We start from the raw sequence: 2,557 nt of genomic DNA on the forward strand, positions 1-2,557 counted from the left end.
CCAATGGTCTCGTGGAGCGTTTCAACGGGCGGGTGCAGCGCGAGGTGCTGGGCATCACCATCTACAGCCATCGGGACCTCGAGACGCTGCTCAAGGGCTTCAATCAGGCCTATAACAGAAGACGTCAACGCGTGCTCAAGGGGCGATCCCCGGATGAGGTTGTGCGAAGCCGCCTGGCTGCCGAGCCGAAGCTCGCCAACCGCCGCTACAAGCCACCCGATGCAGACGCGTTGCCGCCAGCCCTCCAGGTCATCGCTCATGCCAAGGAGGTCTCGCATCCAGACAGGTAGTGGAAGGCTGGTATGTGCCGCGTTCGGCCAAAACCTGAACGGTGCCTCCCGACAGGGTCGCCGTACCAGTCGCCTCAATGCGATCAGAGGCTCCGGCCGCATTAGTTTCAACTTGGTAGATGGAGCCTGCTCTAAAATTGACATTGCCAGCCACTTTCAGCGTACCGATCGAGTTGCCGGGCGCAACAGAGGAACCGGCCCGCGCTTCCAGGCCGCCCACAGTGCCATTGCCCGACAGGAGCGCGCCATCGACCACTGTGACGGGGGAGTTTGCCAACAGGCCATTCACCGCCAAATGTCCGGCTTGGACGGTGGTCGCACCTGACAGGGTGCTGGCACCTGTCAGGTTCAGCAGGCCACTGCCAATCTTGGTTACCGTGCCAGACCCGTGAATGGGATTGGACAACGTGGCGCCACCAGCTTGATCAATGACCAGAGCCGCGTTGTCATAAATGGCACCACTGCCGAAGCTTGTAGCCGAGCCCACCAGCGCGCCGCTTCGGAGCGTTGTGCCACCGGTGTAGGTATTGACCCCGCTGAGCGTCAATGTGCCGGTACCCAGCTTTGTCAGGGAGCCTGCTCCATCTATCGTGTTGGAGAATGTGAGCGCATAGCCGTTACTGTCGATGACACCACCGCCGGGTCCAAGTGTCACCGGGCGGGCGATGGAGAGATCGCCCCTTGCCTGGAGTGTGCCAGTCCCTTCGATTGTGAGTTTGCTTCCAGCATCTCCCAAATTAGCATCGTGGCTGATGCCGAGCGTACCAGCTACAAGCTTTGTGCCACCCTGATAAGTGTTCGCACCGCTGAGGATGAGAGTGCCGGTTCCTCCCTTGATCAGGGTTGACGAACCACTGATCGGCAATGAGATCATCGCGGTATCGCCACTCTCAACCCGAACGTCACCCTGGCTACCATCGATTACCAGTTCTCCTGCTATGCCGGAGCCAATCTGGTAGCCATCTGCTTCAAAGCGCAGTGCTCTGAAACTTTGCGAACCGTTGATAGTAATAGGCCCACCAGGACCACGAAAAACCGCTGTATCGCCGTCTCTCACTGAGAAAAGGCTGCCATTGGCATTACTCCAGTTGGCACAATCCAAACACCAAGTACCCGACCCTTGGATCCAGTAGTTCTGATTCCCGGAGTCAGCGAGATCGAGAACAACCTGACCAGAACTGGTATCAAGGGAGAAATCAGAGTGTCTGTATCCCACAGGAGCCGAAGTCAGAGTTAGAGGAGTGCTGGTCAGTGCACCTCCATAAGTGAATAACTTAAAACTCGTCGCGCCTGAGAGATCCGATGCCTCGTCAATCGCTATTGCTCCTCTCAACGCGAGATCGCCCGTCACGGCAAACAAGGGCACAGTGTTACTCGTGTTCAGCGTCACGCGCAGATTGGCGTTGTTTTCCAAGGAAAGACTTTGCTTCGACAGGGTTCGGCCGCCGGTTCCGGAGAGAGTGCCACTGTCAGCCACCAGGACAGATCCGCTGATTGCACCAGATCCCGTTAGATTGGCTTCGGCCTTTATGACCGTGAAAGGGCTGGCCAGAGCGCCATTGATCGACAATGTGCCGGCCTCAACAGTCGTGACCCCGCCGTAGGTCTGGGAACCGCTGAGTGTAAGGACTCCGTCACCCAGCTTGGTCAATCCTCCAGGGCCGTTCAGTGGAGAGCTAACGCCGATGGCGTGACCGTTGGTGTCGAAAAAAGCCCCTCCCGTTCCAATCGCTGCACTTCCAGGGCTGAAACCTGACAGAAAGTCTGCCTCATCTTTCTGCGCCCGCAGAATACCACCATCCAGATTGAGGGTGGCGCCGCCATCGCCTCTTACAACCCGTTTCGTCTCTAGGATGCCACGATTGCCATCCGTCCCGCGAACGATCAGTGTTCCGTGACCTGATGACTGCGCCCCCATCTGAACTGTAGAGGCACTCACATACCCGCTTTCGTCGATGGTGAGAGTTCCCTTACCAAACCAACCAGCAAAAAGGATGTTGCTGTTCGTCCATGTGGAGCCTGCGCCGGTGACAGTCACAAAGCTGTTGGAGGTGCCTTCAGTGCCAATAATGCCGTCAGTGTCGCTGACATGGCCACCGTTCTGTACGTTGAGCGTTCCCGTCCCACCGAGACCAACGTATGAGGTGGCTCGGTTTGGTTGAACAGCGTTTTCGGTTCGCTAAGTGGAGCGTCTGCCGGGGTTACGCTGCCGCGCGTTGCGGAAGCGGGTTGAAGTAGGCCTGATCGGGCGTGCTCCGGTCAAGGCT

General features: G+C 57.9%; 2 protein-coding genes. One reads left to right on the forward strand and one right to left on the reverse strand.

The genetic code is table 11. From position 1 onward, the window contains the following. The coding region (locus tag FS320_RS41645; RefSeq protein WP_152718419.1) for an integrase core domain-containing protein at positions 1 to 290 on the forward strand (290 nt) is incomplete at its 5' end. Here the strand turns inward: FS320_RS41645 and FS320_RS41650 are convergent. Continuing rightward, positions 250 to 2,361: an autotransporter-associated beta strand repeat-containing protein gene (locus FS320_RS41650; RefSeq protein ID WP_342211975.1), complete on the reverse strand. Its 2,112-nt coding sequence runs from the start codon at positions 2,359 to 2,361 to the stop codon at positions 250 to 252. The two genes, FS320_RS41645 and FS320_RS41650, sit on opposite strands and share 41 nt — an antisense overlap. Positions 2,362 to 2,557 lie beyond the last annotated feature (196 nt).

The sequence above is a fragment of the Microvirga tunisiensis genome, from assembly GCF_009296175.1.
In the GTDB taxonomy this organism is placed as follows: Bacteria; Pseudomonadota; Alphaproteobacteria; order Rhizobiales; family Beijerinckiaceae; genus Microvirga; species Microvirga tunisiensis.